This is a genomic window from Microcoleus sp. T2B6 (genome assembly GCF_036700475.1).
GTDB lineage: Bacteria > Cyanobacteriota > Cyanobacteriia > Cyanobacteriales > Microcoleaceae > Microcoleus.
The window spans coordinates 39,578-46,179 of record NZ_JAUBOZ010000062.1 but is presented as its reverse complement, the minus strand read 5'-3'; the positions used below and the strand labels follow the sequence as shown (position 1 = coordinate 46,179).

Below are 6,602 nucleotides of genomic sequence, written 5' to 3'. Positions count from 1 at the left end.
ATACTCCGAGTCGTTGAATAGCGATTCTTGGTGGTACATATTTGGACATATCTGGGTTTGGTTAGGTGAATTATTCCAGCCTACACCAATTGTCTAATTTATAACGGAAATGTCTAAGAAAAGCCCGTCCTAGGCATTACTCTTTTTCGCGAACTTGGCGAATCTCTTGGCGCGAGGCGAGGGTTCGCTGCATTCTCGACCACAGACTGAACAGCCACGCTAGTGTTGCCCCTAATCCGGTCGCTACAATTAGTTATACGCACAGCGGAGCTTTAACTTGGACGCCTTCGATAACTTGAATCGCGACTGGCTGTGTATTTTCGATGCTGAATAATACTAGAGCCAAGCAAATCAGAAAGATGAAGAAGAAATTTAGCGATCGCATTTTCTCTGTTCCTAATTCTCAATTCAGCTTAAGCAAATCATTTACTATTTGTCAACTGTTTTTTGACAGATATTCTCAGTTTTTTTGATAAAATCAAATCGGGTCAATTAACCATAATATCCGGGGAGGGGCGGGTTTATTGCAGCTCTGAGAGTTCATTTAAGAGATTGATTAAGCCGCCCCTCTAGGACATATCCTGGGAGCATCTCACCTTTGCAGCCCTCCGCTAGAAATTGGAGTTTTGAGGCAGGAGGCAGGAGGCAGGAGGAAGAAGGAAAGAGGAAGAAGGAAAGAGGAAGAAGGAAAGAGGAAGAAGGAAGGAGCCAGAAGAAGGAAGGAGCCAGAAGAAGTATTTTTACAAATATGAGATGCTCCCCATATCCTCTTTAGGTTTGACCGATGTTTTGGGGTTTCTTGCCGATTCCAAGTGCTGGCAATATTTGATATTTCAAAGCAATGCCCGCCGCCACAAATAAGGCAATAATCAGCGCCCCAATTCCTACGGGACTGGGAATCCAGAATATCGCCTCCAAATAGTTAACTTCTCCGGGTTTGATCTTCCAAACTAACTGTTTTCCCTGCTGAGAGCTTTCGGGAATCAGCGCACCGGCGACAGTTTCAATACTTTCGGCGCCCCAAGGCGTGTTCAAGCTAAAGTCTAGCTCCAAAAGTCCCCCCGGACTCAGCAGCAGACTGCCATTAGAAGAAAGCAGTGAAAGAGAGCGCAAATCCAATTCCAAACTCAACCGATTTCGCAGCACCAATAATAAATTATTCTGCTTGACACTAAGGTGAGATTCAAACTTCGGCAAATCTGTTTCTAGCGGACTTGAAACCCGATATTGTGTGGTTGGTGCGACGGGATTGTAAAATTGGTTGAACTTGTCTTGCAACTCTGATCCATTATTGAAAGGAATCCTCACTAAAACTTCTGTGGGCGAAAGCCGTTTAGTTTTTCCGTCCAGCAACCTCACCCGGCGTTCTACGCTTTTCAACCATTCTGCAACAGTTTCGCTACTGAAGCTCGTCAACCTTTCCCCCAGTTTAATGTGCTGCACGATTTCGCCACGAGTTTGACTCTCAAAGTTAACCCCGACATCGTACTGAACGCATCCAGTCACTAGAGTTAAAAGGCAAAAAACCAAAGGTAAAAGAAAGAAAAAGTGCTTTTTCTTCTTCCCAGTTCCATCCTTGACATTTGGCTCTTTCATTATAAATTTTTCCCTGTTTTTACCTATTTGCATGAATTAGCAAAGCGTTGAATTGCCGACACTGTTTCTATGTTTGTTTAACTGGTTTTAACTGGTTAACTGGTTCCTAGGCTCTGCCTGGGAACCCATGTCCAGAGGCTTTGCCTCGCAAGCTTTCATCCAAATTCGAGGCAGAGCCTCATGATATGTATTACCAGGCAGAGCCTGGTAACGAGTAAAACCGCACTGAACTTATTGCCTCGAAGCTACACCCAACTGTTGAAACAGCATACTCGGCAAATAGGCTGCACCGCCTACCCATTCGGCTTCGCTACTCAAATCTGCCAAATTTTTAAAGGCTTCAAAAATGCTGCCTGCCACCATTGTATTCTTGACGCGACCCACAATTTTGCCTTTTTCTACTTTATAGCCTAAGTCCAAATTGACCGAAAATTCGCCAGCTAACTGATTGGACTGACCGGCACCTAAAACCTGCTCTACTATGAGACCTTCGTCCATGCTAGCAATCAAGTCTTGAGTGGCGGTATTTCCTGGGGAAATGCAAAAGTTAGTCAAATCAGGGCCTGGGCGAGACAATCCGCCACGAAAACCGTTGCCGGTTGATTGTACACCGGCGCGAGCGGCCCACCTGCGATCCCAATAAAATCCGGTGACAGTACCTTTGTCTATCAAGACTTTGCGGGTGGTGGGTGTACCTTCGTCGTCAAAGGGACAAGCAGAAGGGCCTAAAGTGGGGTCTTCAAAAAAGGTAAAGCGTTCGTCAAATAAGGTTTCGCCGATTTTGTCGGCTAGGGGAGAGGCTTTTTGAACTACTGCTTGACCTGAAAGAATGGTATCAAAGAGGCCACCGAGGGTGCTAGCGGCTGCTCTGGGGGTAAATAATACTGGGTAGGAACCGCTGGTGATGGTGGCTGAATGTTCGGCGAGGCGGTATTTTTCGAGGAGTGATTCGAGGATGCTGTTGGTGTCTAGGGGACGATCGCGCGCAACGTCGTAACTGTATGCTTGCATAAAATCTTCTCCCTTTACCAAATTGCCAGCAATAGTGCCGCTGACTATTTGGCTGCTTCTTTCGGCATACAAATCTTGCGTCGTGGCAATTTTCACTCTGCCGCTGCGGACGTGAAAGCCGACATCTACCATAATATCGGGATTGTAGGCGTGAACTTGCTCGATCAGGTTTTTGCCGTTTTCGACTAATTCTTGAGTTGTGGGCGGAGTGTAGGTGGTTTCCGGGCCTTTTAGGTGGAAGTTGGAGGCGAGTTCAAATTCTGCGGGGTCGCCGATTTCGGCTGTTTGAATCGCTGCATCTACTAAATCGTCTATCCGCGTTAAATCTGTGGAACTGGCAAAACCGATTTTGCCGTGCGAAATCAGCCGGAGTGCTACGCCTTGCAGTGCTTTGGTTTGCAGGGATTTGAGGCGATTGTTTTCAAATTCGATGGGGGTGTCTTGACTCGACAGGTAGTATACTTCAGCCGCATCGGCGCGCTGAGAGGCCAATTTCAAAATCTGGTCTACGGTTGAATCGCTCACAATAATCGCTTTCTGGTTTGGTCTTTGTTTTATTTTAGCGATTTTGGGTGTGACCAGAAACCGGGTTTTTTCCAAAAACATCGATACACCACCGAAAAGCTGCGAAAAACCCGGTTTCTTTAGTCGAAGTGCATCCATCAATCCCCAGCCATCTGCTGAACCATAGCAATAATTTCTCTCACTGTCTCCGCGTCGGGCGATCGCAAATGCTGTAAAATCTCCAAAGATTGCTGTAAATAATTAAACTTAGAAACCGGGTTTTTTCGTGAATCTGCCGGCTACAGCGAAGTATTTCCATAAAAACCCAATTTCTCGACACCCGCGCCTAAAACTGAAGAGCATTCCTCTATAATTGTAATTCACACTGTTTAAAAACATAGTTAACGGCTGCAAACAGTCGCTCTAAGTCCTGAATTGTATAGAAAATTTTATTTTGAGTAAACATTTCTAATTTCAGCTTGCCAAACTGCCACATGGCCCCATTAGAAACAATACCAAAGATAGTTTGTTCTGGTTCATTGTTAAGTCGCTGCACGGCGATCATTTCTGCCAAACACTGCCCCCATCCTTCATCAAATGCGCTCTCTTTCTTGGCTTCAACTAATATGAAATAGGGCTGGTCAAAAACTACTGTGCCGAGGGGGGAGCGCTTCGCCAATATATAATCTGGAATTCCTGACAGATTCTCATTATAGACTAAGGTTTGGTGACTCCAGAGGAGAAAATTAGTGCGATAATTTTTCCAAACTTCTTTTAATACAGGATAAATGATATTTTCACAAATGGCGATTTCCGAGTTGTCAAATACTCCCTCATTGAAAATCAATTCTAATTCATTCCGAAAAACTTCGCTGACTGCAAATTCTGTTTCGACAATGAAATTATCCCGTAGGTAATTAATTTGGAATTCTTTGGCGACCGCGCTGATACTTTTATAATTGCTAAAAGGCATTGCTTAACTTCTCTCAGGGCTTATGCAAACAATGGTTTGATATCATGTCGGCTCGATTGACTATAATATAGCGACCAGGGCGGGTTTTTGAGATTGTCAATTATTGGCGAGTATTGTTGGTGAACCCGCCCCTACCATATTGGGTAATCGACCGCATATGAAATTAAAAAAATGATTAATAACTAAGAAATAATCCGCCTAAAATTAGCCCGATCGCAATTAACGCCACCCAGATAAACCTATTATCTTTCGTATTAACCTGACTCAAATCTACGGGTTCTGGTACGGCGGGCTTGGGCTTAGCGTACTTGATGTCAGCGTTCGGATTGGCTTGAAAACTGATTGATTGATTTTCATCTAAAGCTGCCAAATCAGGGATTTTCACCATCCATTCAGGAGGGATAGTGAGTTTGGGAGCTTCGAGAATGAACAGCAAGCGCTTTGCTTGTTGGCGGGTTTCTTGGCGGGGATGGCGGGTGAGCTTGCGGCAAAGCTCGATCGCCCTTTCTGTATTGCCAGAGGCTTCGTAGGCTGTCACTAGCCACATCTGCACCTCACCGCCCAACCGGGAATTTCGATCGACTAAACCGGTAGCTGTTTCTAAACTCTGCACAGCTTGAGCATACCGGCCACTCTCAAAAGCTACTTGCCCAGCTTGGTACTCAGTTTGAACAATTTCTAACTTTTCTGAAGTCACGAGCACCCACCCAATTCACAAATATTACTTCCCAAATTCCCCAAACGCTAGAATTCGCTGTTGTGTTGCGACATACTGGATTCATTATCCCGTTTGGAACCCAGGAATTCTAACTGGTCTACTCTAATTACAGGCTTAGAGCGATTTGAACCGGTATTGCGGTCTTGCCAGCGCTCGAACCTCAAAGAGCCTGTTACGCCAATTTGAGAGCCTTTGCGAACGTAGTCAGCAGCAACCTGCGCTGTTTTGCCCCAGATTTCCAGATTGAACCAGTCTGGTTGATCGCTGTTCTTACTTCTGCGGTTCACTGCCAGCGTCAACTTGCACAGAACTGTACCCGACTCAAAATACTTTACGTCCGGGTCGCCGCCGACGCGGCCTACTAAATGCACAACATTAAGACTCATAAACTTTTTTGGGAATGTGGTCGATCGCTGATGTAGTTAAACAGTCCACACGCGCATTAGCCTCCAAACTGAACTTGGAACAACGCTTGTGAGGCTTCATCCTGATTGTACACCCAGTTAGCAGAACATATTGATAGTGGATGATTGGCGAGTCTGCGCTCAACCTGAGCTCGACAATGTACATTTCTGACTAGACTCAGGATGAAAAACGTAATAGAATCCACCTCGGTTACACTTTTGTAACAACATTATTGCACACAATAGTATTTTAGTTTTTGGGGGGGGTACGAATCAGTGGGTCTTCTCAATCGATTTTCGTTATCTAGAGATATGGGTATCGACCTCGGTACTGCTAACACGCTCGTTTATGTATCGGGCAAAGGTATTGTTCTGCAGGAACCTTCTGTAGTGGCGATCGACCAAGATTTAAAAATACCGCTGGCTGTTGGAGAAGAAGCAAAAAAAATGCTCGGCCGCACGCCAGGGAACGTCATAGCACTGCGCCCGCTTCGCGACGGGGTAATTGCAGACTTCGATACGGCGGAACTGATGCTCAAGACTTTTATCCGCAGGGTTCACGAAGGCCGAAGCTTAGTTTCGCCGCGGATCATTATTGGCATCCCCAGCGGTGTCACCGGAGTCGAGAGGCGTGCTGTCATTGAGGCGGCGACTCAGGCCGGTGCTAGAGAAGTACGGTTAATTGATGAACCCATCGCTGCGGCGATCGGGGCTGGACTGCCTGTTGCTGAGGCGACTGGCAATATGATTATAGATATAGGCGGAGGTACGACGGAAGTTGCGGTTTTGAGTTTGCAAGGTACGGTGATCAGTGAGTCTGTGCGGGTAGCCGGCGACGAACTCAATGAGGCGATCGTCCAATACATGAAAAAAGTTCACAATTTGGTCATCGGCGAACGCACTGCTGAAGAAATTAAGATTCAGGTTGGTTCTGCATATCCAACTCCAGAGGATGACGATGTAATGATGGAAGTGCGGGGCTTGCACTTACTGTCGGGTTTGCCGCGAACTGTTACTATCAAAGGCCCAGAAATTCGCGAAAGTATGTCGGAACCGCTTTCAGTAATTGTGGAAGCTGTCAAGCGTACTTTGGAACGCACCCCGCCGGAATTAGCAGCAGATATTATTGACAGGGGAATTATGCTGGCTGGTGGTGGCGCGCTGATGAAAGGTTTAGATACTCTGATCAGTCACGAAACAGGAATTGTCACTCACGTGGCAGCCGATCCGCTGTGCTGCGTGGTTTTGGGAACTGGTAGAGTATTGGAAAACAAACAGTTGGAACGGGTTTTCAGCGGGCAGTCGTCGCGTAATATGTAGTTAACAAATTTGGGATTGTGGATTTAGAAATAAATACGGCTGCAATCTCAAATCTAAAATCCTGACTTAACAATTT

9 protein-coding genes are annotated in these 6,602 nt (G+C 45.9%); 2 read left to right on the top strand and 7 right to left on the bottom strand.

Features of this window, described 5'->3' with window-relative positions:
• Nucleotides 1-136 precede the first annotated feature (136 nt).
• Together QUA00_RS23730 and QUA00_RS23725 are read right to left on the bottom strand one after the other, a co-directional pair.
• On the bottom strand, nucleotides 137-250 hold the full coding sequence (locus QUA00_RS23730; protein WP_333411310.1) for a LapA family protein: 114 nt from the start codon (nucleotides 248-250) through the stop codon (nucleotides 137-139).
• A 3-nt stretch (nucleotides 251-253) separates the two neighbouring features.
• The gene (locus tag QUA00_RS23725; RefSeq protein ID WP_333147012.1) at nucleotides 254-385 is read right to left on the bottom strand and encodes a hypothetical protein; all 132 of its coding nucleotides are present in this window, start codon (nucleotides 383-385) and stop codon (nucleotides 254-256) included.
• Nucleotides 386-626: 241 nt separating this feature from the next.
• On the opposite strand from QUA00_RS23725, the gene QUA00_RS23720 reads away from it, so the two are divergent.
• The gene (locus QUA00_RS23720) at nucleotides 627-752 is read left to right on the top strand and encodes a hypothetical protein (protein WP_333308822.1); all 126 of its coding nucleotides are present in this window, start codon (nucleotides 627-629) and stop codon (nucleotides 750-752) included.
• A gap of 19 nt (nucleotides 753-771) precedes the next feature.
• Here the strand turns inward: QUA00_RS23720 and QUA00_RS23715 are convergent, their stop codons facing one another.
• The 5 genes from QUA00_RS23715 to QUA00_RS23695 all read right to left on the bottom strand — a co-directional run bounded on the left by QUA00_RS23715 (nucleotide 772) and on the right by QUA00_RS23695 (nucleotide 5,188).
• Nucleotides 772-1,596, bottom strand: a complete 825-nt coding sequence (locus QUA00_RS23715; protein ID WP_333411309.1) for a DUF3153 domain-containing protein — start codon at nucleotides 1,594-1,596, stop codon at nucleotides 772-774.
• 231 nt (nucleotides 1,597-1,827) lie between these two features.
• Nucleotides 1,828-3,132, bottom strand: a complete 1,305-nt coding sequence (locus tag QUA00_RS23710) for a metallopeptidase TldD-related protein (protein WP_333411308.1) — start codon at nucleotides 3,130-3,132, stop codon at nucleotides 1,828-1,830.
• Between the two features lie 346 nt (nucleotides 3,133-3,478).
• Complete coding sequence (locus QUA00_RS23705; RefSeq protein WP_333411307.1) at nucleotides 3,479-4,084, bottom strand: hypothetical protein; 606 nt, start codon at nucleotides 4,082-4,084, stop codon at nucleotides 3,479-3,481.
• Between the two features lie 175 nt (nucleotides 4,085-4,259).
• Entirely contained in the window at nucleotides 4,260-4,781 is a 522-nt protein-coding gene (locus QUA00_RS23700; RefSeq protein ID WP_333243477.1) for a tetratricopeptide repeat protein, read from the bottom strand.
• A gap of 47 nt (nucleotides 4,782-4,828) precedes the next feature.
• Nucleotides 4,829-5,188 carry a single-stranded DNA-binding protein gene (locus QUA00_RS23695; protein WP_333411306.1) on the bottom strand — a complete coding sequence of 120 codons (360 nt, stop codon included), beginning with the start codon at nucleotides 5,186-5,188 and terminating at the stop codon, nucleotides 4,829-4,831.
• A gap of 330 nt (nucleotides 5,189-5,518) precedes the next feature.
• Here QUA00_RS23695 and QUA00_RS23690 point away from each other — a divergent pair, with 330 nt between their 5' ends.
• Nucleotides 5,519-6,526, top strand: coding sequence for a rod shape-determining protein (locus QUA00_RS23690; protein WP_006632285.1), 1,008 nt, complete (start codon nucleotides 5,519-5,521; stop codon nucleotides 6,524-6,526).
• The last annotated feature ends 76 nt before the right edge of the window (nucleotides 6,527-6,602 follow it).